This is a genomic window from Streptomyces sp. NBC_01618 (genome assembly GCF_045209435.1).
Classification (GTDB): Bacteria; Actinomycetota; Actinomycetes; order Streptomycetales; family Streptomycetaceae; genus Streptomyces.
In genome coordinates this window covers 2359979-2384244 of record NZ_CP109297.1, presented here as the reverse complement: position 1 = coordinate 2384244, position 24266 = coordinate 2359979, and the positions used below count along the sequence as shown (strand labels likewise).

Here is a 24266-nt window from a genome sequence, read left to right as displayed (position 1 = left end):
CGATCACCGTACAGACCCGAGCCATGGAGGCACTCCACCACCGCAATACACACGGCGCACTCCGTCCTCGACTCCGGTGACGATGCCGCCGCCCAGGGCTACCCGACCGCCTTCGGTGATGCCCTGTACAACATCGCCAGCGCCACGACCCGCCCGCACCGGGCAGAACTGCGAGCGGCGGCCATGGCGTTCAACCGCGCCCGCCGCTCCGCCATCCGCGCCGACCACCAGGCCGCCACCGCTCTGCGCAAGGCCGCCAAGGAACTCGCCTACGCCTCCAGTGAGCCGGGCGGGCTCGCCGTCGCCCTGCTCTTCGCCACCGTGCATCTGGCCCGCGCCGCCGCCAAGTGGCACGAGCAGCGCGGCCACGAACAGCAGGCCGCTGCCGCCGAAGAAGCCTTCCACCACCTACAGGCGGGCTACCAGCAGGCCGCCCCACCCGTCCTGGCCGACCTGGCCCGCCGCGCACCGCGAGCCGCAACCGCCAGCCGCTTCGCGCAGGACGTTCGCGCAGCCCTCCCCGACCACGCCGACCGGATCCTCGCCGACTCCGCTTGGGCCGCCCTGACCACAACCCTCGCCCACGCCGAGACCGCCGGCCACAATCCCCAACGCCTCCTGGCCAAGGTGGGCTCCGAGCGAGAGCTCGACAGCGCCGAGCACCCCGCCGAGGTCCTCAACTGGCGCATCACCGCTCAACCGAACTGGCGGACGCAAGCGGCTCGCAGGCAAAGCACCATCAGCGACACATCGTCCATGTCCGCCACGCCACACCCTCCGGCCACACCAGCAGCCACAAGGCCCGAAGAGCGCAGTCGAGACCGCTGACCCCGGTCAGATGCCCCGCCACGCCTCGTGGCGGGGCATCGGGTCGGGCTCAACGGCAAAGCTTCATGATGGTGTCGTCGAAGTCAGGAAACTCCTGTGTGGCCTGCGCGATGATCGCCGCTGCCGACGCGCGGCGGTCCGGAGTGAATTGCTCCGCGATAGCCGCCAGGTCGCGGTTGACATGTGGAGCCCAATCGGGCTCGGGCTCGTACGAGGTGGCTGCTTCCCACGGGCCGAAGCCGTCAGCCAGCAGCCACAGGAAGGCACCCAGGTCGCGAGCGACGACGCCCGTCTCTCCTTCGGAGCCCAGAAAGACAACGGGCTGCTCGATCAATTCCCGACCTGGACGAACCAGCCAGAATGCTGCGTTCCCGCCGGTGCCGTCCTGGCCAAATACGCGGAAGCCGTCGCCGTTCAGCTCGCCGTTGCCTGTCCACGCGCGGAACCACTCGGTGGTCTCATCGGCAGTCAGAAAGGACTCGTAGGGTTCGAAGTCGACACCGTCCTCGCCAATGCACTCGAGCCGGACCGCCATGGCAGCGGCAAGCGCGGCGGGGAACTGGCGATCTCCGTTCGCGGTCATGCGAAGAGAGTAGCGATCGGCTTGGGCTCGGCGGCACCGCCTCGATCCACCCCAGTCGGCACAGCGACTCAACACCCTCACCGCACTCAGCCGCGCGACCAGGTTCGCTGCCGTCCCGTTCAGAAACTGAACGGCACCCGGGGTGGCGGCGCTCCTTGAAAGCCGCTCTGACCGCAGTTCCGTGAACGGCTGCTGGTAGTGCTGGCGGATCTCCAGCCGAGGTACTCGTGGGGCATGCTGTCACGGTGAGTGAATCCTCAAACGAGTGGCAGGCTTGGTTGAACAGTCTGGACGCGCGTGGAAGGGCGGCAGCGGAGTCGCTGCGCGCCCGATTCGAAGCACTCGGCGCGGCCGATGCTGCCGACTGGGCCAAGTCGGAGATCTGTGAGGGCCTTCCACACCTTGCGCGGTTCGTGCTGCTGCGAAGTCTGTGGCGCGGTCCGATCGGCGGTTGGGCCGATCCGGATGCCTTCGATCAGCTTCCGGTTGCCCAGCGGCTCCTTGCTGCTGGGGCGAACAAGGAGGATCTCGTTCGCCTGGCACGAGCGGTCGCCTATGAGGCAGTGTTCGCAACGCTCGATGAGCTCGACTCCGGGAGTGATGTGAACGTATCGGGCATCGATGTCGGCTGGCTCGTCATGGAGTCAGCCGAAGACGGCGCCCCGACTGGGCGAGCCCTCTCGGGTCTGCACGAAGATCTCTTGACCATGGACCCGAGCGGGCGTGATGGAGCGGATTTCTGGCAGTAGCCCCGGTGCAGGGCCCGCAGCGTACCCTGATGCCCTCGCTGCTCGTGGCGCCGAGGGCATCAGTCGTCAGGCGGCGCGGGAGTTGGGTAACTGCGAGACCCACTTCGTGACCTCGGTCAGGTGCTCGGGCTGCAGCCCGAGGTGTGGGTCGGGTTGAACGAGGAGCGTCGCCGTTCCCTTGGCGGTGCGCTCTGCCGCCCAGGCGTGGTCGAGGCTGGTGAAGTCGTCGTCGATCCAGACAGCGGGGGCGTTGCCCAGCCAGGCGTCGACGTGGTCGCGTTTCCACAGGTAGCCGTTGGGGTGGCTGGTGGTGATCTGGGGACGCGGCAGGTCGACGTGCGGCAGAGGTGGGAGGCTGAGGAGCGGTCCGATCAGGGTGGTGGCGTCCTGCCGCCAGCTGGTGCACCAGACTGGCGTGACGAGACCCGTAGTGATCACGTCCATGAGCGCGGGGCCGTGGCAGGGGTCGAGCCAGACGGTGACCGGGTTGTCGGCGCTCCGGCCGGTGGGGACGACGTCGTGACGGGCGTGGGTGGCCGGGGTCGAGCCGTCCGCGTCGGGGAAGGGTATGAGGACGCCGTCGATGTCGAGGAGCAGGTAGGGCGGGCGCATCGGTTCCTCCAGGGGAAGCCGGGGCGAAGGGCTGGTCAGAGCTTGCGAGCGCGGACCAGCAGGGTGGTGGGCCAGTGGCCCATGCGGGGGTCGTGGAACTCCTGGGCCGAGGTGAGCCAGAAGCCGGCCTGGCTGAGGTGCCTCTCCCAGCGGTCGGTGTCGAACTCCCAGCGGGCAATGGGGAGCCGGGTGCGGTCGGGGAGGGTGACGAAGTCGCGGCGGGGCCGATCGTCGCCGGAGGGGCTGCGACCGCCGCGCTGCGGGTGCGGAACGGAGAAGGCGAGCACCCGGCCGGGCGTGAGGCGTTGGGCGATGGCCGGCAGCAGGAGCTCAGGAGCGACGAGCCCTACGGCGCCGAAGACGGAGTAGATCGCGTCCAACTCCTCGTTGGAGGCGTGCAAGTAGTGCAGGGCGTGCCCGGCAACGAAGGTGAGGTTGTTCAGCCGTCCGTAGTGGGAGCGGGCGCGGCGGACCTGGAGACCGACGAGATCGACACCGGTGACGTGGACGCCGTGACGGGTGGCGAGGTGAGCGGCGTTATGGCCGGGACCGCAACCGAGTTCCAGGAGTCGCTTGCCGCGCAGGTCGGGGCCGAGGATCTCGGCACCGGGTCCTTGGCCGGGCCGGGTCGTCCACTCCATCCGTGCGGGTACGGACAGCGGTTCGGCGAGTCCGGCGGCGGTCCGCTGGAGGGCGTGGGCGTGCCACGGGGAAGCCTGGGCGAGCACGTCAGATCTCCAGGTGGAGGAGCACATCGGTGAGGTGCCGGCGGACGGACTTCATGTAGGCGGGGTCGGTGGCCGGGTCGTCGATCCAGCGGACGGACTGCTCCATGAACCACTCGACGGCCCACATGCGGTGCCAGCCCAGGGCCCAGTTCTCGGCGGTGAGCCCGCCGCGTCGGGAGAGGGCGTCGGGGGTGCCGCCAGCGGTGACGTACTGCTCCAGGAAGACGCGAAGGCGCACGGGGTGCGGGGGTTCGATGGTGCCGTGCCAGCTGGCGAGGTCGAGCAGGCCGGGGCCGGTGAAGGCGCGGGCGAAGTCGAGCAGCCTCCAGCCCTGCTTGCCGATGTGGAGGCTGGTGGGGTGGAACTCGGAGTGCACCCAGCCGAATGGCGCCATCGTCGCTCCGGCCGAGCGGCTCTCGGCTGCCTGGGCGATCCGGTCGAGTGCGTCCTCGACGTCGTCGGCGTCCTGCCACCGGTCGGCCTTGCGCAGCCTGCCGAGGTGCTCCAGCGCCCGGGCGGGCAGCGCGCGCAAGCGCTCCTGGTCGAGTACGGGCAGGGCGGGAGCCGTACGGGCGCCGTGCAGGACCACGGCCGCGGCGACGCCGTCGAGGTCGTCGGCCTCGCGGACGGTGGGGCCAAGGTCGTCCATGAGCATGCCGAGCCAGCCATCCAGGACGGCGGAGGAGTGGACCTTGGGGACGGGGACGCCGAGGGTGTGGGCCAGGCGGAGGGCCTGGTCCTCGTTGTCGAAGGGCCTCTTGGCGTACTTGAAGATGGCCGTGGCACCGTCGGCGAAGGCCACGCGCTCGACGCCGGACATGGACCACACGCGTACCTCCTCCCGTACGGCAGTGGTCTGGCCGGCCACGGTGAGCAGGTTGTCGAGGAGTTCGGCGCTGGGGTTCGTGGTCACGTGAGGGCTCCGGGAATGTTGCGGCGTCCGGGGCGGGCGAGGGATGCCGGCCCGCCCCGGAGCCTGATCGGGTGGTGGGGTTACGCGGCGGGGTTCACGCGGTGGGCGTAGACCTGCTCGATCCAGCCCTCCTTGAACGCGGCGAGGTCGTCGCGGAAGTTGGCCATCGAGGCACCGTAGGGCGCGACGACGCCGCCGGTCTGGTCCGGCACGGACTGGCAGCCGTGCACGATCCGGCCGCCGAGCGCCGTGTGGGCCTTGATGGACTCGATCCGGCGGTGTTCGTTGAACCAGCCGCCGTGGTAGACCTCGTCGAGCATGCCGCCCGTCTCGTCGTCCAGGTCGAAGACGACGGAGGTGGCGGCGGGGAAGAACCAGCACGGGCCGACGTTGGAGATGTGCCCGTCCAGCTCGACCTTGTTGAGCGCCATGAGCGTGGCGGCCTCGCGGAGCATCCGCAGGTGGTCGGCGGTGATCTGCGGCAGGCCGAGGCCGGCCAGGTGCTCGTCGCGGAAGAGGTACGTGTACACCTCGTAGGCGGTGGTCAGCACGCGGGCTGCGTCGGAGGTGGACTCTCCGTACTGCTTGATGAAGTCCAGCGCGAGCTGCTCGACCGCGCTCTCGGTCGTCTCGTCCATGTCCAGGAGCTGGGCCTTGACCAGCTCCCAGTCGGCGACGAGCCACGTGTTCGACTCGAAGCGGAAGAAGTACTCGGCCGGGTCGATGGTGATGCGCCGGCCGTCGACCTGAACGCCGGGCAGGCGGCTCCAGCGCGGGTCGAACGCCTCGGGCAGCTCGACCGTGATGGCCTTGGTGTCGATGGTGGTCACCGTATCTCCGTCTCTGTTGGGCCGGATTCGGGCACAGGAATGCCCGAACCAGGTGTGGGCGTACGGAATTTCGGGTTGCCGCCCGGACCAAGGGGGAGCCTGGATCACGGTCGTGCCGTTCCGGGCGGCTGCTGATAAGTGAACCCGTGGTCACGCTCAGTGGGTACGGTGGAAGGCAGTTGAAGCGGTATACGCGGTTTACAGCTCCGGAGTGGAGGCGATCGTGGCGACGAAGAGCGGCCCCAACTCCCCTCTGCGCGAAGTCATCGACGCGGCCGACTGCACCTACGAGGCCCTCGCCAGAGACGTGCGGCGCGTTGCCGCCGAGAACGGCGAAATCCTCCAGACCAACAAGTCCGCGATCTCTCACTGGGCCAACGGCACCCGCACACCCTCGGGCCAGGTCGGCCAGTACCTCGCCGAAGCCCTGTCCCGCCGCCTGGGCCGCGTCGTCACCCCGACTGCGATCGGCCTCCAGGCGGGTGACGCCGAGGCCACTTCGAACGGCGATCCGGTTGTGACGGTCACCGACCTCGGCCGCGCGGACGTCGAACGCCGACGCTTCCTCGGCATCGCCGCCTTCACCACAGCCGGCGTGGCCATGCCTCTCCTCCATGACCACGAAGCCACCTCCCGGATGCTCCGCGCCCGCACCGGCCGCTCCCTCGTTGGAGCCGAGGACATCGACGTCGTACGCCAGATCACCGCGGCCTTCAGCGCCGCCGACGAACGCCTCGGCGGCGGCCACGGCCTGACCACCGTCACCGCCTACCTCGCCGACACCGCCGCCCCGATGCTCCGCGGACGCTTCCCCAGCGAAGCGTTACGCCGAGCCGCCTTCGGAGCCGTCGCCGAGCTCGCCCACCTCGCCGGGTGGAAACACCACGACCTGGGCCACGAAGGCGCTGCCCAGCGCTACTACCAGGTCGGCTACCAGCTCGCCTGCGAAGCCGACCCCCACGGCCACGCCGCCTGGATGATGCGTGCCCTCGCCCACCAGGCCCTGAGCCTCAAGCAGTCCCACCACTGCGTCGACCTCGTCGAAGGTGCCCTGCGACGCGGCCTCGGCCACGTCGACGGCCAGACAGAAGCCCTGCTCCACATCACCCACGCCCGCGCCTACGCGGCCACCGACGAGAACCCGTCGGCCGCACGTGCCCTCCTCGCCGCTGAAGACGCCCTCCTACGGGACGACGGCCCCCAACCCAGCTACTCCCGCGTCAGCGGCCCCGCCGCCGGCACCGTGGCCAGCCATACCGCCCGCACCCTGACCGACCTCGCCGACCACATCGGCACCGAGCAGCAGCACCGAGACGCTCTCACCCGCTGGGATCCCGAGAAGTACAAGCGCGTACACGCGCTCACCCACGCCGACCTCGGCGACAGCCTCGCCGCCCAGGCCCGCGCCGACGAAGCCGTCGCCGCCTGGACCCAGGCCCTCGTCCTCATGGAGGGCATGACCTCCGACCGCACCCGCAAGGCGATCACCTCAATCCGCTCCACCCTCGCGGTCTACCAGCGCCGCCGCGTTCCCGGCGCCGCCGATCTCGCCCGCCGCGCTCGCGAGGCCCTCGCCTAACATGCCCAACAATCCGCCCGACGAAGGGAACACCGTGGCCCAGCAGACCGACGACCGCTCCCAAGCCCTCAAGCCAGCGCTCGAATCGATGACCCTGCTGGTCGCGGCCGTCATCGTCCACGACAAGGCCACCAACCGTGTCGTGCTCCTCCAGCGCAGCGAGAACGCCAAGTTCGCCCAGGGGCTGTGGGACCTGCCCGTCGGCAAGAGCGAGCCGGGGGAACCCATCACGGAGACGGCGGTCCGCGAGCTCTACGAGGAAACGGGCCTCACGGTGAAGCCCGAGTCCCTCAAGGTCGCCCACATCATCCACGGCGCCTGGGGCGTCGAGGCTCCCAACGGCTTTCTCACGGTCGTCTTCGCCGCCCACGAATGGACCGGCGAACCCGAAAACCGCGAACCCCGCAAGCACTCCCAAGTCCGCTGGGTGGACGCCAACGCTGTCCCGGAAGCCTTCGTCGACACCACGGCAAACGCCCTCCATCAGTACCTGTCTGGCGGACGTACTGTCTCGCTCGGCGGATGGGCCTGAGTCCTGATCCCGGTACGAAAAAAATGGGCCGCCGGCGTGAAGGAGCTCACATGGGGGTGGACAGCCCCTTCCAGTGCCAGGACAGGCGGCGCAGGAGCTCGTCGGGGGTGTCGTCTGAGTGGATCTCGTGGAGCAACTGAGCGAGACGCAGTGCCTGGGCCACCTTCACCCCCGGAGGCAGACCGAGTGCGCGCATGACGTCGGCCGCGCCGACGGCGAGCGATCTGCCCGTGTCGGCGAGCAGGGCCCACTCGGCCATGAGCCGCATGGCCCGGGTGAAATCGGCTTCGTGCGGCAGCTGGGAGACCGCTTTCTCCCAGCGGCCACGGTACTGGTCGTGGATGACGTTGAGCTGCCGGTCACTGAGCTTTTCGAGCCCGAGATCACCCGCAGCCTCCTGGAGGCTCAGCTGGTACCTAGGATAGTCCCGCCGCTCGAGAGCCGACCGCCACTGGTCGACCAGGGTTTCCCGGTCGGGGCTCCTCTCCACGGACTTGGCGGTTTCGAAGACGAACTGGGTGTGCGCCTCGTTCTGCGTGAGCAACCGCGCCAGACACTCGTGCCACTCGTCGGCCGTGTGCGGCACGGCCGACCCGCACGCCCCCTCGAACCACTCGATGCAGGTTTTCTCCGTCTTCTCGTCCTTGGGCCGGCTTCGGTCGACGTGGTGGACGAGGAAGGTACGCAGCCGCCCCAGCACATAGACAAACTTCTCGTCGGGCACCGTGTGCCCCAGTGCGTCAGTCTGGGATTCCAGCCAGCCGTGGCTCACCGACCACGCTTCCTTGTACCAGGCACTCGTCCATACGGTCGTGGCGAAGAACGCTGTCTGCGGATGGGAGAAGTCCGGCGGAGGGAGGCTGACGTCCATGCCTGCCTCTCGCTCCAGCAGACGGCGGGTCAACTGGTCCAGAGACTTGTGTAGTCGGATGATCCGGTTCCAGGCGGCTTCCGGCGCAGCGGCAGGTGTCGTCGTCACAGCGCACCTTTCGTCTCGCGGTGGCGCTCCCCTGCGGGACCGAGGAGTGTGGGGCCGCGCCGTTCACCTGGTTCGCGAGGGGGCTCCAGCCAGGGGCCGCGCATGTTGAACACCACATAAGCGTCGAGCGTGCGGCCGACGATCGTCTGGTCGGTGCCGAACTGGTACGGGTCGAACGGGAACTCCCGCTGGTAGTCCTCGATCCAGCAGCGGCCGCCCCTGAAGTCGGAGTCCACGCGCAGCACCCGGGCCCGGAACACCTTGGGCGTCCCGTCGTCCGAACTCGCCAGGTAGACGTTGATGACGCGGCGGCGGTCGCGCTGCTCCAGAGAGAGGCGATCCAGGCTCCGGAAGGCGTCCAGGGCGTGGTCGACCCGCCCCAGGTGGAAGAGTGCCAGCGCACGCATGAACAGGACCCGCAGCGAGGCCACCGCGTCGTACGTTGTCGCGAGCTCCGTGAGGTCCAGGCATTCCTGCCAGGCCGAGCCGTCCAGCGGAAGCGTCTGACGCTCTCCCGACATGAAGCGTTCACCTGTCCGGGCGAACCACAACAGGTCCACCGCGATACGGATGCACCTCGCGTCCTGCAGCCGGCTAGGCCGTTCGCGGAGATGCGCAAGCGCACGCCGGACGCCCTCGGGCTGAGGGGCGTTCTGAAGGAAGCCGCTCACCTTGAGGGCGTAGAAGAAGGCCGCCAGCGGCTCGTCGTACTCCTCGAGTTTCTTGAGCTGCTGTGCGGCCAGCACTCGGTCGCCGGCCCAGGCTGCTATGTCCTCGAACTTGCTGTGGTAGAGGGCAGCCTGGTGCGGGTCGAGCGTTTCCGGGTCGATCGCCGTCAGTGCGGCCAGACAGTCACCGAGCAGAGTGGCGGCGGCCTCGTCGGACAGGACACCGGTCTTGAGCGTGTCACGGCTTACCCAGCACAGGACGTCGATCGGGTAGTAGTTCGTTCCGTCACAGGACAGGGCGGACTGCACGCTCCGCTGGATGGCACGCAGTTCGTCGATGACATGCGCCTCGTCCGGCGGGGAATCGGGCAGTCGGCCGCCGGGCCCCGAGTGCAGCAGTTCGTACAGCCGGGACCCTCGCACACTGGCCTGCTCGACGTAGAGGTTCAGCATGATCTGTGGCCGACGGCCCAGGCCCTCGGCAGTGCGCAGAGCCTCGTCCACGGCCTCTTGCGCCGCCTCCAGGGCTGCCCGGCGCATGTCGGGGTCCGTGCCCTCACGCCGCTGGTCCCGGACTGCCCATTCCCTGCGCAGATTGACCTCTTTGTGGGTGAGCCTGGCGTGCACCACCGGGTCGGACACATGCATGCGCAACTCCGCGATGGAGTCGGCGAAGGCGAGGTAGTGCGCCCCGTACAGACGCTGCTCGTGGTCCACCTGTGGGCCGATCCGGGTCAGCAGCTCGATCGCGAAGTCGATCTCGGGTCCGCCGTTGCGTGCTCGTGCGTCGGGGCGTGCGAGTTCGAGGACCTCGGCGATCTGGGCCGCCTCCCGATCCTTTCCAGAGCCCCGTGCTTGGGTCAGCAGCCTCGCCTCCAGCTGGTTGCGGCCGCCGAGGGTGTAGTTGCCGAGGTCGTCCTCGTCCCAGTGGATGATGTCTATGCCGCTCAGCAGATCCGGAAGGTTGCGCACGCCGTCGCGGCCGATGGTCCGCAGCGCGAGTTCCAACGGCATGCGAAGCCCGTGGCTGTGGATCAGCAAGATCAGGCTCAGCAGCCGCTCGTAGGGATCGTCCTCCGCGGTGGACGGCGCGTCGCCGGGGTGGTCCAGAAGCACTTTCAGGCCGTTCAGTAACCCGGCCTTCACCAGTGCGTGGGCCATGGTGGTGTTCGCCCGGAAGTCCATGCGGGTGCGGGCGGCGTGGCTGAGCCGCTGCTCCGAGTGCCGCAGCTCCAGGGTCAGTCCGCTCGCCAGGGAGGCGTGCACCTCGGGGAGCAGGCGGTACAGCGCCGACAGGAACGTGTTGTCACGGGAAACCGCTTGCTCGTCACCGGGCTTGAGCCGGACGCCGAAGTCTGCCAGGTACTTGATGAAGCGCTGCAGCTCCTTGCCCACGAGCGTCGCTGGGGCCTCGATGAAGTCGCGCCCCCGCACGTACCGAGGGCCGGCGGGAGCGGACCTGTCGGCCCGGCCGGGTCTGCGGTCCCGGGCGGCGCCGAACAGGTCCTCGTCCCAGTAGCAGCTGCCCACAACGACGACCTTCCGCCCGCGGCTGCGCAGATAGTCGAAGAGCCGCTGGTACTCCTGCGGTTCGAGCATGCAGTCCCAGACGATCAGGGTGCTGCCGCCCGACTGCTCCTCGGCCCAGAGACAGAAGTCGTCCAGTGCCTCGTACTCGGGGCGTGTCGATCGCCGGGGGATGTGCAGCACGACGCGTCGTCCGTTGCGTGCGGTCCGGAACGCCAGACGGGCCAGCGCGACGCTTTTTCCTGTGCCGGACTGCCCGACGACGAGGAGCGGTGTCTGCTGGTCCCGGGAGCCGGCGGTCTGCTCGACGAGATCCGACAGGGTGGGCTCGAAGGACCGCTGGAACGGCAGTCCCCGGGCGTGCGCCCACCACGCCGGAGAACCGTCGCTCGTACCGAGGAACTCCCGGAACTTCTGGTAGCGACGGTCGGCCGACTCGGCGGGCGGATCGTCGAGCAGGTCCACGTCCACGGGGCGGGCGTGCGGGAGGATGCGCTGCCAGCGGCTTCGGTCCATGGTCAGCAGCCGGTCGCCGACACGCAGGGCATGGGCATGCGCGGTCGCTGGGCGCTCCTGGGTCAGCCGGCCCGTATTGCGCGCCTCCACCACGACGGAAGCGAAGGACTCCCGGTGTGGGACGAGGACCTGGAGATCGACGGCTTCTTGGATGTGGTCGTCGGCCAGAATCTCGTCGGTCGCGGAGAAGAGGTGCACCTGGCCGGGCACGGAGTCGCAGATCTGGGCATACAGCGTTTCGGGGGTCAGCCAGTCGTCGAGCCCCCAGCCCTCCACCACCAGAAGCCCCCTCGGGGTGAGGGCGTCGGATACCACACGGCCCAGGGCTTCGGCCGCGATCGCCCGACGGCGGGTGAGCTCGGGCCGGGTCGCGGGAGGCTGGTCGTCGGCGGGCTGGTCCACCCCTCCGAAGAGCATGAGCGCCTGGACGTCGCAGACGTTGCGGGAAACCCGCGTCCGATCGCGCTGTGGGACGCCCTGCTGGACGGTCCGCCACTCACTCTGTAGACCCGCGCGCCATGCCGGGTCCACCGCCGACGAGAGCACACCGTTCCAGGGGAATTCCAGGGTCGTCCTCACCGGAGGCGGCAGCACCAGCGCACGCCCCGCGTCGGTGAGCGCCTTGTACGCGGCCTGGCGTTGGTCCGCGTCGACACTGAGGACCGTCCGGTAGACACTCGGCTGGAGCCCATCGCCCCCCAGAGCCCTGGTAAGCGGACCGGTCAGTGGGTCGGAGCCGGTATCGATCGACAGGTAGCGTTGGCCGAGCAGCAGGAAGCATGGCCCACGGTCCAAGCGTTCGAGCAGGGCCTGCTTTCCCACGGGCATGTCGTCTCCAGCCTGTCGGGTGTGGTGCTGAGTGCAGTCGCAGCGCGCGGCGGTAATTCTGCCTTACAGGAAGGAAGTTGAGGGCAGAATGAGATCGAAGATGTTGGTGGACCAGTCGGTGGCGGAACGCTTCGTGTCTCTCTCGACTGAAGTGCGACCACACTGCGAAATCGCAGGCTATAGCTTGGGGCTTGTGCTCTCAGGACTGGCACGCGCAGGCAGAAGCGCGTCTCCGAGTTCCGCAGCGGTGCGCTGGTCTTCCACCGCGGTCTGGCCGTGGCTGTCGACGACCGTGCCGGAGGGCTGGCCCAGTAGCCCTCCGGAAGGTCGTCGACCTGGTCAATCCCCGAGAAGCCAGCCATACCCAACTGCTTCGCAAGATTGTCGAAGGCGCCGACGAGAAGGCCGGAGCAGCTCGTCGACGAGTTGCCGCGTGGTCGCCGATGCGACACCGGGCACCATCGACGTGCCGGATGTCGCGATGGCCCGCCAGGGCGTCGAGGAGGAACAGCCACGGCTGAGAACGGTCCGCACCCAGTCCGCAGGACACCCGTAATCGCCCGTCGGAGGCCAACGCATACCAACGGGGAAATGCCTGTTCAGAGCGCTGTACGGCGCTCCGCCGCAGGTCAGGATCAGCCCGCAGGCATTCCGCTTCAACGTCTAGTGCTGTGACCGCGTAGGTTCGCCGGGTTGGGTTGGGTCGAGCCGCAGTTTTCAAAGATCTCAGTCTGACCGGAGCCCGGTGTCAGAGCATCCCGGTAGCGTGCCGGCAACCAGATCTGACGACCCTCCGGGAGAACCACCGTGGACATCCTGCTCATCGCTGGCTTGTGGCTCGACGGATCCGCATGGGACGACGTCGTGCCCGAACTCACCACGCTCGGCCACCATCCCGTGCCGCTCACCCTCCCGGGCCAGGGTGACGGCGCCGCCTCCGCGACGCTTGACGACCAGCTGGCAGCAGTGCTTGCCGCGGTTGACGCGGCACCCGGAAAGCCTCTGGTGGTAGGGCACTCCGCAGCATCGACCCTGGCCTGGCTGGCTGGCGACGCACGACCAGAAAAGGTGGCCAAGGTCGCCTTGATCGGCGGCTTCCCCGCCGCCGACGGGCGGGCCTACGCCGAGCACTTCGCGATCGAGGGCGGCGCCATGCCCTTCCCGGGGTGGGATCCTTTCGAGGGCGCGGACGCCGCTGACCTGGACCAGCAGGCCCGGGACCGCTTCGCGTCCGCCGCCGTTCCTGTCCCCGAGGCGGTCGCCAGGGGAGTCGTGCGCCTGACCGACGAGCGCCGCTTCGACGTCCCCGTTGTGGTTGTCTGTCCCGAGTTCACCCCCGCCCAGGCCCAGGAGTGGATCGCCGCCGGTGAGAGTCCTGAGCTGGCCCGCGCTACTCACCTTGAGTACGTGGACCTCGACTCGGGACACTGGCCGATGGCCACCCGCCCCCGCGAACTCGCCCGCGTCCTGGGCGAGGCTGCCAACTCCTAGCGGCGCCGGGTTGGGTCGTCAGGCCCCGGCCGGTAGTGGTCTACCGCCCCAGCGGAGGCCCTTCTCGCTGCGGATGCGGGCACGCTCCTTGCGTTCGGCGGCCAGGACGTTGCGGTGGCGGGCGTTGGCGTTGCGCCATCGCAGGTAGGCGTGCAGAGCCCGGGTCTGCACGGTGTGGTTGGGGTGGTGGGAGTTGGCGATGGTGAACTGTCTCAGCGGTCCGAAGTGGGCCTCGATGGGGTTCGCCCACGAGGCGTAGGTCGGGGTGAAGCACAACTCGACCTTGTTCTTCTTCGCCCAGCGGCGGATGTCCGCCCCGGTGTGGGAGGAGAGGTTGTCCAGGATGGTGTAGATCGGCGCGTCGTCGGGTCGGGTGGCGCGGATCGACTTGAGCGCGGCCAGGGTGTTGGCGGTGCCCTTGCGGCGGCGGTTGACGCCCCACAGGCGGTCGTCGCCGACGGAGTAGCAGCCGCGACTCGATCGCTCGTACGGGCTTGCCGGTGGGTGTCCCGACTGTCTGATAATCGTTGCATCTATAGCCAGGAAGGCTGGATGCGACTCTCGTACTCCTGCCCGTCATGGGGCTCATGTCGACTCCGTCGGCCGGTCTTCTGGTCACCCGCCATAACTGATTAAGAGCTGCGACCTCGATCGCTCGTACGGACTTGCTTCAGGGGTGGCCTGGCACTTCCTGCTCGTGTTCGATCTGGAGAGACGAGATGACGCAACGGCCGCCACAGGTATGGGCCGGGATCGACGTGGGGAAAGGGCATCACTGGATCACCGTGGTCGATGCCGATGGCGACCCACTGTGGAACCGCAAGGTGATCAACTCCGAGCCCGACATCCTGACCGTATTCGGTGAGGTTATGGATACAGCGGACCACGTGACGTGGGCACTTGACCTCGTTGACGGGCCAGCAGCGTTGCTGCTGGGGATCCTGGCCAACCACAGTCAGAGTCCCCGGTACGTCACAGGCTCAAAGTTCGCAGCGTTCAAGAAGAGCTTCAGCGGCCAGGGAAAGTCCGACTTGAAGGACTCCTACGTCATCGCCGAGTTCGCCCGCTGTCTCCGGCGGCAGACAGTCCCTGTGCCGGCGCCTCCGAGGATCACCAAGGAACTCACCCTGATCCTCTCCCACCGCAATGGCCTGTCAGTCGAACGCACCAGAACCATCAACCGCATGAGGGCCATGGTCACCAGCATCTTCCCGGAGCTGGAGCGGTCCTTCGATTTCGCCCGATCCGACGGCCCGCTGGTCTTGCTTTCCGGATACCAGACACCAGCAGCCATTCGGCGGATGGGCGAGAGCAGGCTCACAGCATGGCTCGCCAAGCGCGGTGTAAGGAAAGCAGCAATCATCGCAGAGAAGGCAGTGACGGCCGCTAAGGCGCAGGACTCAACTATTAGCGGAGAGGATCTGGCGGCCGAGCTGGTAGCCGAACTCGCCCAGAAGATCACGCAGATGAACGTCCGCCTGAAGGAGCTGGAAAGCAAGATCAAAGAAATTCTCTCCCAGCACCCCCAGGCGCCCGTTGTCCTTTCCATGCCCGGCTTCGGCGAGCTGCTTGCGGCTGAACTTCTCGCAGCGGTCGGTGATATTTCCAGGTTCCCAAGTGCTGGACGGCTCGCTGTGGCATCAGGAATGGCCCCCGTCTCCAGGGACTCCGGCTCGAACACGGGGAACCGCCAGCGCCCTACCCAGTACAGTCGGCCCCTACAACGGGCCTTCTTCCTGTCCAGCCAGTCCGCATGTCTGACCGCGGAGACGTGGGAGAGGGAGACGTATCTGCGCAAGTACCAGGGCTACACGCACGACAGGGGCCGTCATAAGAAGGCCGTCATCGCTGTCGCCCGCCAACGAGTCTCTATCCTGTGGGCCATGCTCCGAGACGGCCGGCTCTATGAGAGGGAGTACAACCCCCGCGAGAAGGCGGCCGACGAGGCTCAGGCGGCTTGACCAAACCCATTAAGAGTCGTGGAAGTAGCGCACCCCGTGGGTGCGGTGGTAGGTCGCAGGATGCCGCTCCGGCCGGCCCTGCTCGGCCCAGCACGACCCGGCGGTGGGGCGAATCCCGAGCGGCCCGAACTCATCGAACGCGAACACCTGGTCCGGGAATCGCTCCAGCACCTCCTCGATCCGGTCCAGCTTGGCGTCACGCTCCGGGTCGGGCGACTCCTTCCACGTCTTGGTCCGTTGGAACGTGATGCCGCGGCGGGCGAGCAGGCACCGTAACGCCTCGCGTCCGATCCTGATCCCGCGGCCGTGCACTTTCCGCAGGTGGGAGGCGAGTTTGCGGATGGACCAGCGTGTGAAGGGCTGACCGAGCTTGGTCGGGCGGGTAGTGGCCGTCGCCACGACGAAGTCCTCGTCGTCAGGGCTGAGCAGGCGGGGACGGCCTCCCGCCCACCGAGGGTCCAGGCAGGCCAGGCCGATCTCGTTGAACCGATGGATCACGTCGCGGACGGTGTCCTCACCGGCCTGGACCAGCTGGGCGATCACCGGAACCCGGTTGCCTCCGGCCGAGGCCAGCAGCATCATCGCGCGGCGAGTAGCGCACCGAGCTGGTGCTGCCCCGGCGCACGATCTGCTGCAGCTTCTGCCCCTCCTGGTCGGTCAACCTGCGCACACGGACAGGCTCGGCCACCGCACCTCCAGGAGTCGGATCGGACGTCACCGCACATCCAACCGCCACGACCACCGACCCGGCGAACCTATGCGGTCACAGCACTAGCGGTCCTCGACCGGTGCGACAACACCCCTCGATGCACTCCTGTTGGCCAGTCAGTCGGCACCCGGCCCGGAACGTACTGGTGGGAGGTGGTTCAGCAGGTGGGTTATTCGGGGCCGTTCGCGCTGAGTGCCGCGTTCAAGCGGGAACGGGGCGTCAGCCCGCAGGACTTCCGCCGGGGCAAGCGGTCCGAGGAGACTCTGGCCACCGGCTCGGACGGGCGGACAGTTGTCCTCAGATGCTGAGACGCGTCCGGCCGTCGGGCTCCGGTCCGGTGAGCTGAGGAAGGGCGGGGTACGGACCTGGGCGCGGCCCGCGGCGGCCCTTCGGGGTGGTCACCGGACCACCCCGAAGGGCCGGGCTGTTCTTCGCCTACGACATCTCCGTCATGCCGGGCCTCGCGGAGCTGGACGGCCGTTTGCCGGTCAACGATGGCACCCGGGCACCCCGTCCGCCGGCAGAAGAACGACATCACCGCGATGCCCGCGCGGCGCCTTTCCCGGCTTGCTGATCAGGAGGCCAGGCGCGTGAGCGTGTCCTGGAAGGAGACGGTGTTCTTGCGGGGCCGGTTGTGGGGGAGCTTGGCCAGGATTGCGGCCATCCCGCACGTGTTGGTCACCCCGGAGAACACGAGGCCGGCGCCGACCGCGCCGGACAGCCAGTGCGCCGGCTGCCAGGCGAAACCCGCGAGGAAGCCGACGACGACCAGCGACCCGGCGGCCAGCCGGACCTGTCGGTCCATCGGCCAGGTGGAGCGCGCTCCGGCGGGCCGGTCGACGGGGTGGCCCGCGGCCGCCCAGCCGCTGGTCCCGCCCTCCAGGGTCGCGGCCTCGATCCCCAGGGCGGACAGCTGGGTGCAGGCCTTGGCCGAGCGGTTGCCGGAGGCGCACACCACCAGCAGCGGTGCGAGGGCCGAGGCGTCCTTCAGCGCGCCGGCGGCTTCGTCCAGCCGGTCCAGGGGGATGTTGTGGGCTTCGGGGAGGTGGCCGCCGGCGTACTCGCAGGGAGTGCGGACGTCGATCACGGTGAATTCCGCGTAACGGGCGAACACCTGGGAGGAGGTCAGGGAGGCGGGACTGGTCACGGAACAATGCCTTTCGGAAATGGGTTGCCCTCCACGTGCGATACCCATGGGGGTATATGGAGGAGGATATGTGGAACTCGACATGACGGCCACTGAGCTGAAGTCGGCGCTGAACCGGCTTCGGCGTGCGCAGAGCCAGCTCGCCGGAGTGATCAAGATGATCGAGGAGGGGCGGGACTGCGAGGGTGTCGTCACGCAGCTGGCCGCCGTCTCCCAGGCCCTGGACCGGGCCGGTTTCTCGATCACCGCGACCGGGCTGCAGCAGTGCATGACCAGCGACGATCCGCAGGTGCGGGACTCGGCGCAGATGCGGGCCCGGCTGGAGAAACTCCTCCTGTCACTGGCCTGATTCCGGCCACCGGCCTGAACAGTTGCCCCATGGGGTGTCACAGCACGGCACCCACTGCCATCGTCACGGCGACGGCCAGCAGCAGAACGCCGAAGACGAGCTGGAGGGTGCCCGGTGCGACCTTGGCGGTCAGGCGTTTGCCGTCCCAGGCGCCCAGAACCGCCGTCGCGATGAACGGCATGATCAGGGCCCAGTCCAGGGTGACGTCGGTGGCCGTCCTGGCCGCCAGGGCCACGAGCGCGTTGGCGATGATGACCAGCAGACTCGTGCCGACGGCCGCGCTCATCGGTACGGCCAGTACGGCCACCAGTGCCGGGACGGCGAGGAAGCCGCCGCCGACTCCCAGGAACCCGGTGACCGCGCCCAGTCCGGCGCCGGCCCCGGCTGCACGCCCCGCCGAGACCGTCCCGCTGCCCGTGGGGGTCCTGCGGCGCAGCATGCGCAGGGCGGCCAGAGCGGCCAGTACGGCAAAGGCCAGGGTGAGCACGGCGGCGGGGATGTGCGCGGACAGCAGGCCCGCCGCGGCGGCGGGCAGGATCCCCGCGGCCGCGAACAGCAGTCCCGCACGCCAGTTCACGGCTCCCGTCCTCGCGTGGGCCACGAGGGCGGTCAGCGACGTGACGATGACGATGATCAGGCTGGCTGTGGTCGCCTCCGCCGGGCTGAAGCCGAGCAGGTAGATGAGTGCGGGGACCGTCAGGATGCTGCCGCCGGCCCCCAGCGATCCGAGAGCCAGGCCCACCAGGGCACCGGCGGCCAGGGCCAGCACGAACGCGGTCATATGACGGGGCTCGCGAGGACGTGTGCGTGGTGCGTGGCGCCTGTCAGGCCGTCTGTGTTGTGCGCGGGGTCCGCGAGGGCGTGTGCGTGGTGCGGTATGCCTGCGAGGGCGTGTGCGTGGTGCGTGGTGCCTGCGAGGGCGTCTGTGTACTGCACAGTGGGCCCTGTCGTGGTGGGGCGACCGCCCCCGTGTCGGGAAAAGATCATCTTGCGTTCCTTACGTGACGTGCTCCCGCCGGCCGGGCAGTGGCCCGCACCGGACGGGACAGTGCAGTCAGTGCCGGTCAGGGGCTACGACGGCGAGTCCCGCTTCCGCGGCGGCGGCGTAGCCGTCGTCGATGGCGACCACGTCCCGTCCGGCGGCGTCCAGCACGGAGGCGGCGATGGCTGCCCGCATCCCTCCGGCGCAGTGCACCCAGACGGTACCCGCGGGCACCTCGTCCAGGCGCTCGTGGATCTGGTGGACGGGGATGTGGACACTGCCCTCGATCCAGCCGCCGGCCCGCTCGCCGTTCCGGCGCACGTCCAGGACGACCGGCCGCTCTCCCCGCGCCCGTGCGGCGGCGAGGCCGGCGAACGTCGCGCGCGGGAACGAGGCGGGTGCCTCGTCCTCGGCGACCCAGTCGAAGGGCGCGCCGACCGCGGCGGCGGCCGGCCGGTCGATGCCCACGCGGGCCAGCTCCCGCTGGGCCCGGGTGATTTCCTCGGCGCTCTGCGCCAGGAGCGTGACCGGCTTGCCCCACGGGATCATCCACGCCAGATACGTCGCCAGCTGGCCCTCGATCTCGAAGTTGAAGGCCCCGGACACATGTCCTTCGGCGAACGCGACACGGCTGCGCAGGTCGACGACCCACTCACCGGCGGCCAGCCGCCGCGCGATCTCACCGGCGTCGGCCCGCCGCGGCTCGGTCAGGTCCAGCGGCGCGGGGCCCGCGGCGTTGGCCGGGCCCATGTGCGTGTAGTAGGCGGGCACATCGTCCAGGCCCGCGAGGAGGCCGGCCACGAACGTCTCCACGTCCTGCGCCAGCGCGGGGTTCGAGACCTTCTCCGCCCCGATGGTGCTGTGCTCGCCCCCGGCCTGGGTGGAGGAGCAGAAGCTGCCGAACCCGTGGGTGGGCATGACCGCCACCGCATCGTCCAGCTCGGCCGCCAGGCGGTGGGCGGAGGCGTGCTGGGCACGGGCCAGCTGCTCGGTCAGCCGGGGCTCCACGAGATCCGGTCGGCCCACGCTGCCGATCAGCAGCGATCCGCCGGTGAAGGCGGCGACCGCCCGGCCGTCCTCCTCAAGGACGTAGGAGGTGTGGTGCGGCGTGTGGCCGGGCGTGGCGACCGCCTTCAGCTCGATGCCGTCCTCGATCCGCTCGACGTCACCGTCGGCCACCGGCACCCGCTCGTACGCCACCGATGCCCCGGCCGGCACCAGATAGCGGGCCCCCGTGAGCCGGGCCAGTTCCAGCCCGCCGGTCACGTAGTCGTTGTGCACATGCGTCTCGGCGACCGCGACGATCCGCACACCGCGTTCCGCGGCGGCGGCGATGACCCGGTCGATGTCCCGGGGCGGGTCCACGACGACGGCCGCCCGGGCTCCCCCGGCCAGGTAGCTGCGGTTGCCCAGACCTTCGGTCTCCAGGGTGTCGGCAAAGAACACGGCAATCTCCCTCGAAAAATTTACCCCCCGGGGTATCTGTCGTCTACCGTAACAGAGATACCAGGGGGGGTATTTCTGGAGGGCGTGCGACGCCCGTCACCCAGGGGTGCTGCGGGTCCCGGCCTCGGCCTGTTCACGCCATGGACCCGCAGCCCCCGGGGCCGTACTCGTCCTGATGCCGGGTTCAGGCGGTCAGTGGCACGGGCGCCCGGGCGCCGATGCGGCCGGTGCGTGCCAGCCCGTACACGGCACCGGCACAGCCCAGCCCGGTCACCGTCAGCGCCGCCCAGGTCAGCCACAGCGCGCGGTGGGCGGCGGCGAAGTCCCACAGTGCGCCGGTGGCCAGGTTCCCCAGCGTGATGCCGAGGCCGGAAACGGTGTTGTAAAGGCCGTAGTGCGTGGCCACCAGCCGGTTGCCGGAGAGTGCCACGACGGTGTCCATCTCCAGCGGGTAGACCACCGCACTGCCCGCCGCCAGCAGGACGACGGCCGCCGCCAGGGCCGCCAGCTCGACCGGGGTCCGCCACATCCCCGTACCGGCGGCCTGGGCGAGGGCGAGCGGGGTGAACGCCAGGCCCATCGCGGCCAGCCCGCGCACCATCGCCTGTGAACGGCTCCACCGCGCCTTCGCCCAGGCGGTCAGCCTGAGCTGTCCGGCGACCGCCACCGCGGCGGAGAGCACGAACAGGCCGCTCGTGACCTTCGTACCGTCCGCCCCGAGCGCGGCGTCGGCGGCCATGGGCAGGGCCAGGTAGACCTGGAAGGTCAGTACGTAGGCGCCGGTCATCGCGAGCGAGAACAGCAGGAACGGCCGGTTGGCCACCACCTGGCGCCACTGCGCGAGCACCCCGCCCGCATCCCCGCCGTCCTTGGCGGCGGTGGCGCGGCGGGCAGGCAGCGCGCGGCCCTGGAGCACGGTGAGCGCGGCGAAAATGGCGGCCGCGACGGTGCACACCAGGCGGAAGTCGGCCGCCAGCAGGGCGAGTCCGACCAGCGGGCCCAGCAGCATCCCGGCCTGGTAGTAGACGTTGAACGCGGCGAAGGCATCCACCCGCCGCTCACCGGCCTCGGCGGCGAGGTAGGCGCGCACGGCCGGGTTGAACAGGGCCCCGGCGAACCCGGTGGCCGCCGACGCGGCCACCAGGGCGGGCAGGCTGTCGACCCACCCCAGCAGGGCGAACCCGCCGGTGCGCAGCAGACAGCCGACCATGATCGGGACCTTGTAGCCGAAGCAATCGGCGATGGTGCCGCCGATCAGGAACATGCCCTGCTGGGAGAAGTTACGCACCCCCAGCACAAGGCCCACCGCCCAGGCCGCCAGCCCCAGTTGCCCTGCGAGGTGAGCGGCGAGATAGGGCATGAGCATGTAGAACGCGAGGTTGATGGCGAACTGGTTCACCATCAGCAGCCGCACCGCCGGAGAAAAGCTCCGGGTTGTCGCCAGCAGCGCCTTCACCGGGCCACCCCCGCCAGCCCGCGCTCCTCGGCAGCCGTGCGGGCGGTCCCGGCCAGCGGATCGAGGACCGTCGTGCAGCGGCTCCAGCGTGCGACGACCCGCTCACCGGGATGCGCCAGCTCGTCCGGCGCGTCGGCGGGTTCCTGGCCGAGCAGCTGGTGGGTACGGCACCAGGTGTCGTCGAAGACCGTGCCCACATACCTCTGCGGGCCGTCGGGGAACACCGCGGCGATCCGCGTCTCCGCCGCCGATGTGGCGGCAAGCCGGCGGGCGACCAGCGCGACCGCGCCCACGCTCCACCCGCCCGTCGCGTACCGGGCCCTCGCCAGGGCGCGGGCCGACCAGACCGCCTCACCGGCGGCGACCCAGTGCACCTCGTCGAACAGGGCGTAGTCGACGTTGCGCGGGAAGATGCTGGAACCCAGCCCCCGCATCAGCCTCGGCGCGGCGGGCTGGCCGAAGATGGTGGAGCCGCAGGTGTCGACCCCCACGATCCGCAGGGCGGGGAAGAAGCCGCGCAGCACCCGGCCGATGCCGGCCGAGTGTCCGCCGGTGCCCACGCTCACCACCAGGGTGTCGATACGGCCGAGCTGGGCGATCAGCTCGTGGGCCAACGGGGCGTAGGCGGCCACGTTGTCGGGGTTGTGGTACTGATCCGGACACCAGGCGTCCGGCCGGGTCGCCAGTAGCTGGTCGACTTCCTCGCGGCGGGCCTGCTGCCAGCCGCCCACCGGATGCGGCTCGGTCACCACATGCAGTTCGGCGCCGTAGGCGGTGAGCAGGCCACGCATCAGCGGCTCCATGCCGGGGTCGGTGACCACCGCCACCGGATGCCCGAACGTCACCCCGGCCAGCGCCAGGCCCAGGCCCAGGGTGCCGGACGTCGACTCCACGATCGGCGCTCCCGGCAGCAGCTCGCCGCGTTCGCGTGCGCGGGCCACCATGTACAGCGCGGTCCGGTCCTTGATCCCGCCGGGGTTGTGTCCTTCGAGTTTCGCCCAGAACCCGCGGCCGGCGGTGGTGAACGGCTCACCGACCCACAACAGCGGGGTGTCGCCGACGAGTCCGGCCGGTGTTTGCGCGGCTGGTCCGGACGCGAGCAACCGGGCGGGCGAACAGGCGGAAGCAGAAGCGGAAGCGGTAACGGAAGTGGTGCAGGTGTGCGGAGAATTCATGGCGTGTGGTCTCCCGCGACCCCGCCCTCGGCGGGCCGCGTGATCGTGACGGCTGTTCAGGACGCGAACGCCACCACGGCACGACGGGGCCATCCGGCCACTCCCGTCACGCCGCGCGGCGGGTCCCGGTCACGTCCGCCACACGCCCAGCACCGACCGCATCCGTTGCTGCTCGCCCTGATCCCCGGGCGCCCCCGCCTCCGGCGCTCTGCGCCGGGCAATCGCCAGCGACTCCGGCTCCACCGCGCTCGCGGGCGCGATCACCTCCGGCGCCGGTGCCACGCACACGTCCCGGGACAGCACACCGGGGTCATCGCCCCCCGTGCATTCGGCGAACCGCAGCCCCCGCTCCCCGATGGCCGGCGCGGATACCGGGCTCGACGCCGACGCGGCAGTCACGACCGCGGCCGCGGCCGCGACCGGAAGCGAGTCGGACACGGCCGCGCGCCCGAACTCGGGCCCATGGGCGCAGGCCAGCGCGTGCATGAGGGCGGCCAGCACCGCGGCGAGGACCGCAGTGGCCGCCGACCGGGAGTGACGCCGCAACACGAGCACATCACACAGGGTACCTGGTTGATTACACAAAGTGCTTGTTGGATTCGGCCGCACCCTCGGTCGGAGCGGCTCTTCTCCGCTCCTCGATACGCCCGCGGGTGTGACGCCCGGGGCGGTGGAGCCGCTGGTCGGAGTGTGAATACGAATGCGGCGTACGCCGTCGCCCCTTCGCCCGCCTACCTCGCGGTGCTGCGCTCACCGGTCGGTCTGGGACTGGCCGCTTCTCTTCTGCTCGTCGCCGTGATCGTCACGGATGTGCTGTCGCTCGCCTCGGGGGGATACCTGTACGGCCTGCTGCGCGGCGCGGCGGACCCCGGGGCGGCCCTGCTCGCGGTTCCCGGGGTCGAGAAGAGGCAGCTCGTCTACGACCTCTTCGGCCTGCTCCAGAGCATGGTCTACCTCACCACCGGAATTGTTTACCTGTGCTGGCTCTACCGCCTGCGCGACAACGCCGAAGTCTTCGCCCCCGGCACTCACCGACGGGGTCGCGGCTGGACCGGCTGGGGCTGGCTCGTCCCGGTCGTCAACCTGTGGTTCCCGCGCCGGATCAGCCTCGACATCTGGAACGCGAGCCGCCCCGAGGGGCCGTACGCACCCGACCGGCCGGGCCGTGGCCCGATCAACCTCTGGTGGGGCTTCTGGCTCGCTCAGGGCTTCGTGGCCCTGAGCGGGGGAGTGGTCTACGGCATGGCCGAATCGATCGGCACGGCGAACGTGGGACTCGGCCTGCTCACGCTCGCCGACCTTCTCGACATCGCCTGCGCCGTACTCGCCATCCGGTTGGTCCGCACTCTGACGCACATGCAACATGTCAAGGCAATGCATGGGCCGGTCGCCCGGTCCGGAGAACCCGTCGGCTGAGGGCGATCCGGAGGCGGGCCGAGCAGCGAGGTTGACGGGTTCACGCTGACCTGTTGATGCCATGACCTGCGGGTATGCAGGCTGCCGTATCGCTACCGGGTGGCTCGTACGTCCGATCCCCTGCGGCGTCAGGTGACGTACGGACGCACTCGATTGCGGGCGGCGGGGCGTGTTTCCGGGGGTCTCCGGAGAGTCACTTATGACAACGCTCCGAAGATTTACGGTATTTCGTAAGATTTCCGCTGATTGCGGCGTCTACGAG

21 protein-coding genes and 4 pseudogenes are annotated in these 24266 nt (G+C 69.5%); 10 read left to right on the top strand and 15 right to left on the bottom strand.

The annotated features are described in order from the left end of the window. Positions 1 to 18 precede the first annotated feature (18 nt). Positions 19 to 828, top strand: a pseudogene (locus OH735_RS11300) (mobilization protein); the annotation flags it as partial. 49 nt (positions 829 to 877) lie between these two features. Here OH735_RS11300 and OH735_RS11295 read toward each other — a convergent pair. Beyond that, positions 878 to 1411 (bottom strand): SMI1/KNR4 family protein, encoded by a 534-nt coding sequence (locus OH735_RS11295; RefSeq protein WP_406381246.1) that lies wholly within the window; start codon positions 1409 to 1411, stop codon positions 878 to 880. Between the two features lie 245 nt (positions 1412 to 1656). On the opposite strand from OH735_RS11295, the gene OH735_RS11290 reads away from it, so the two are divergent. Further along, the gene (locus OH735_RS11290) at positions 1657 to 2160 is read left to right on the top strand and encodes a hypothetical protein (protein WP_406381245.1); all 504 of its coding nucleotides are present in this window, start codon (positions 1657 to 1659) and stop codon (positions 2158 to 2160) included. A 66-nt stretch (positions 2161 to 2226) separates the two neighbouring features. On the opposite strand, the gene OH735_RS11285 is transcribed toward OH735_RS11290, so the two are convergent. The 4 genes from OH735_RS11285 to OH735_RS11270 all read right to left on the bottom strand — a co-directional run bounded on the left by OH735_RS11285 (position 2227) and on the right by OH735_RS11270 (position 5243). Then, positions 2227 to 2772 (bottom strand): HAD domain-containing protein, encoded by a 546-nt coding sequence (locus OH735_RS11285; RefSeq protein ID WP_406381244.1) that lies wholly within the window; start codon positions 2770 to 2772, stop codon positions 2227 to 2229. A gap of 35 nt (positions 2773 to 2807) precedes the next feature. After that, entirely contained in the window at positions 2808 to 3500 is a 693-nt protein-coding gene (locus OH735_RS11280; RefSeq protein ID WP_406381243.1) for a class I SAM-dependent methyltransferase, read from the bottom strand. Between the two features lies 1 nt (position 3501). Then, complete coding sequence (locus tag OH735_RS11275) at positions 3502 to 4413, bottom strand: aminoglycoside phosphotransferase family protein (protein WP_406381242.1); 912 nt, start codon at positions 4411 to 4413, stop codon at positions 3502 to 3504. Between the two features lie 80 nt (positions 4414 to 4493). Next, complete coding sequence (locus OH735_RS11270; protein WP_406381241.1) at positions 4494 to 5243, bottom strand: hypothetical protein; 750 nt, start codon at positions 5241 to 5243, stop codon at positions 4494 to 4496. A gap of 211 nt (positions 5244 to 5454) precedes the next feature. On the opposite strand from OH735_RS11270, the gene OH735_RS11265 reads away from it, so the two are divergent. Both OH735_RS11265 and OH735_RS11260 read left to right on the top strand, forming a co-directional pair. Continuing rightward, positions 5455 to 6822, top strand: a complete 1368-nt coding sequence (locus tag OH735_RS11265; RefSeq protein WP_406381240.1) for a tetratricopeptide repeat protein — start codon at positions 5455 to 5457, stop codon at positions 6820 to 6822. 1 nt (position 6823) lies between these two features. Then, on the top strand, positions 6824 to 7354 hold the full coding sequence (locus OH735_RS11260; protein WP_406381239.1) for an NUDIX domain-containing protein: 531 nt from the start codon (positions 6824 to 6826) through the stop codon (positions 7352 to 7354). Between the two features lie 46 nt (positions 7355 to 7400). Here OH735_RS11260 and OH735_RS11255 read toward each other — a convergent pair whose 3' ends face one another. Then, positions 7401 to 8333: a hypothetical protein gene (locus tag OH735_RS11255; RefSeq protein WP_406381238.1), complete on the bottom strand. Its 933-nt coding sequence runs from the start codon at positions 8331 to 8333 to the stop codon at positions 7401 to 7403. Beyond that, positions 8330 to 11872 (bottom strand): hypothetical protein, encoded by a 3543-nt coding sequence (locus OH735_RS11250; protein WP_406381237.1) that lies wholly within the window; start codon positions 11870 to 11872, stop codon positions 8330 to 8332. Before OH735_RS11250 ends, OH735_RS11255 begins: the two co-directional genes overlap by 4 nt. Before the next feature lie 433 nt (positions 11873 to 12305). Here OH735_RS11250 and OH735_RS11245 point away from each other — a divergent pair, with 433 nt between their 5' ends. Beyond that, the gene (locus OH735_RS11245) at positions 12306 to 12428 is read left to right on the top strand and encodes a hypothetical protein (RefSeq protein ID WP_406381236.1); all 123 of its coding nucleotides are present in this window, start codon (positions 12306 to 12308) and stop codon (positions 12426 to 12428) included. 251 nt (positions 12429 to 12679) lie between these two features. Then, positions 12680 to 13363, top strand: a complete 684-nt coding sequence (locus OH735_RS11240) for an alpha/beta fold hydrolase (RefSeq protein ID WP_406381235.1) — start codon at positions 12680 to 12682, stop codon at positions 13361 to 13363. A gap of 18 nt (positions 13364 to 13381) precedes the next feature. On the opposite strand, the pseudogene OH735_RS11235 reads toward OH735_RS11240, so the two are convergent. Then, positions 13382 to 13837: pseudogene (locus tag OH735_RS11235) on the bottom strand (transposase); the annotation flags it as partial. 245 nt (positions 13838 to 14082) lie between these two features. On the opposite strand from OH735_RS11235, the gene OH735_RS11230 reads away from it, so the two are divergent. Further along, positions 14083 to 15324 carry an IS110 family transposase gene (locus OH735_RS11230; RefSeq protein WP_406381234.1) on the top strand — a complete coding sequence of 414 codons (1242 nt, stop codon included), beginning with the start codon at positions 14083 to 14085 and terminating at the stop codon, positions 15322 to 15324. A gap of 18 nt (positions 15325 to 15342) precedes the next feature. Here OH735_RS11230 and OH735_RS11225 read toward each other — a convergent pair. Next, positions 15343 to 16012: pseudogene (locus OH735_RS11225) on the bottom strand (helix-turn-helix domain-containing protein); the annotation flags it as partial. 173 nt (positions 16013 to 16185) lie between these two features. On the opposite strand from OH735_RS11225, the pseudogene OH735_RS11220 reads away from it, so the two are divergent. Next, positions 16186 to 16341 (top strand): annotated as a pseudogene (locus tag OH735_RS11220) (AraC family transcriptional regulator); the annotation flags it as partial. A gap of 266 nt (positions 16342 to 16607) precedes the next feature. Here OH735_RS11220 and OH735_RS11215 read toward each other — a convergent pair. Further along, complete coding sequence (locus OH735_RS11215; RefSeq protein ID WP_406381233.1) at positions 16608 to 17180, bottom strand: rhodanese-like domain-containing protein; 573 nt, start codon at positions 17178 to 17180, stop codon at positions 16608 to 16610. A 70-nt stretch (positions 17181 to 17250) separates the two neighbouring features. On the opposite strand from OH735_RS11215, the gene OH735_RS11210 reads away from it, so the two are divergent. After that, entirely contained in the window at positions 17251 to 17529 is a 279-nt protein-coding gene (locus OH735_RS11210) for a metal-sensitive transcriptional regulator (protein WP_406381232.1), read from the top strand. Positions 17530 to 17566: 37 nt separating this feature from the next. Here the strand turns inward: OH735_RS11210 and OH735_RS11205 are convergent, their stop codons facing one another. From OH735_RS11205 to OH735_RS11185, 5 genes are all read right to left on the bottom strand, one after another. Next, complete coding sequence (locus tag OH735_RS11205; protein WP_406381231.1) at positions 17567 to 18310, bottom strand: sulfite exporter TauE/SafE family protein; 744 nt, start codon at positions 18308 to 18310, stop codon at positions 17567 to 17569. Between the two features lie 273 nt (positions 18311 to 18583). Then, positions 18584 to 19957: a rhodanese-like domain-containing protein gene (locus OH735_RS11200; protein WP_406381230.1), complete on the bottom strand. Its 1374-nt coding sequence runs from the start codon at positions 19955 to 19957 to the stop codon at positions 18584 to 18586. 184 nt (positions 19958 to 20141) lie between these two features. Then, a complete protein-coding gene (locus OH735_RS11195) occupies positions 20142 to 21413 on the bottom strand; it encodes an MFS transporter (RefSeq protein WP_406381229.1) in 1272 nt (423 codons plus the stop codon). Continuing rightward, positions 21410 to 22588 (bottom strand): PLP-dependent cysteine synthase family protein, encoded by a 1179-nt coding sequence (locus tag OH735_RS11190; RefSeq protein ID WP_406381228.1) that lies wholly within the window; start codon positions 22586 to 22588, stop codon positions 21410 to 21412. The genes OH735_RS11195 and OH735_RS11190 overlap by 4 nt, the downstream gene beginning before the upstream one ends. A gap of 129 nt (positions 22589 to 22717) precedes the next feature. Then, positions 22718 to 23143 carry a hypothetical protein gene (locus OH735_RS11185; protein ID WP_406381227.1) on the bottom strand — a complete coding sequence of 142 codons (426 nt, stop codon included), beginning with the start codon at positions 23141 to 23143 and terminating at the stop codon, positions 22718 to 22720. Between the two features lie 135 nt (positions 23144 to 23278). Between OH735_RS11185 and OH735_RS11180 the strand changes: the two genes are divergently transcribed. Further along, positions 23279 to 24004 (top strand): DUF4328 domain-containing protein, encoded by a 726-nt coding sequence (locus OH735_RS11180; protein ID WP_406381226.1) that lies wholly within the window; start codon positions 23279 to 23281, stop codon positions 24002 to 24004. Positions 24005 to 24266: the final 262 nt, after the last annotated feature.